General features: G+C 63.3%; 1 pseudogene. It reads right to left on the reverse strand.

Going from position 1 to position 771, the window contains the following annotated elements:
• Positions 1-771: pseudogene (locus RFN30_RS32300) on the reverse strand (hypothetical protein); the annotation flags it as partial.

Raw genomic sequence — 771 nt, forward strand, 5'->3', positions numbered from 1 at the left:
GGCGGCGAGATCTGGATTTTCCCTCTGCAGCTCCTGCGCCAGAAGTTCGTAATCTCTCTGGATATGCTCATCGCTCAGCCATTGCGTGGCGCCTAGTGCCAGTCCGCTGCGGTCGTGAGACGAGGCTTGCGGATCGAGCGCCTCAACCTGAGCGTCGGAGGCTGTACCTGGAGGCGGGGCATAATGGGCATCATCACGCAGCTCGGCCGGTGTGGACGGCAAATCGACCAGGGAATCAAGACCGCGGTAGATGTCTGACGAGCGAGCTGACGTGGATTTCGGCGTTGGCCACGTAGTCGCGTCAAAATCCGACGGAATCTGCGGCGACCAATTCGAGTCGGAGCCGGCAGATTCCCGCCGCCCAGCTTGGTCCACCTCCTGCCAAAGCTGCGACTGATCGTAACTTTCCTGCGAGGCGGCAGGCCTTACCCCCAAATCGGCCTGCTCCCGCGAGCCAAGCTGTGGCCCGAGCTCCGGGTGCCTGCCATGTGCAGCGCTCGACGCCGCCGAACCTTCGCCAGGCACGCTCGATGATGGCCCGGCAATCGATCTCGACCTGGCAGCGTCCGACCGCGGCGCGGAGCCGGCATCGTCCTGCAAGTCGACGATGTCATCAAGACCGGCATAGATCTGCGATGATCTGCGTGACGAGCCGGGCTGGGCAATTGCCGAGCCGTCAACTGCGGTCCAGTGGCCCGAGCCGCTACTCTCCTCAGCCAGTTGCCCGGGCGTGAGCGCATTCAGATCAAAATCCGGACGCCGATAAGGTGT

This window comes from Mesorhizobium dulcispinae (assembly GCF_033977345.1).
Classification (GTDB): Bacteria; Pseudomonadota; Alphaproteobacteria; order Rhizobiales; family Rhizobiaceae; genus Mesorhizobium; species Mesorhizobium dulcispinae.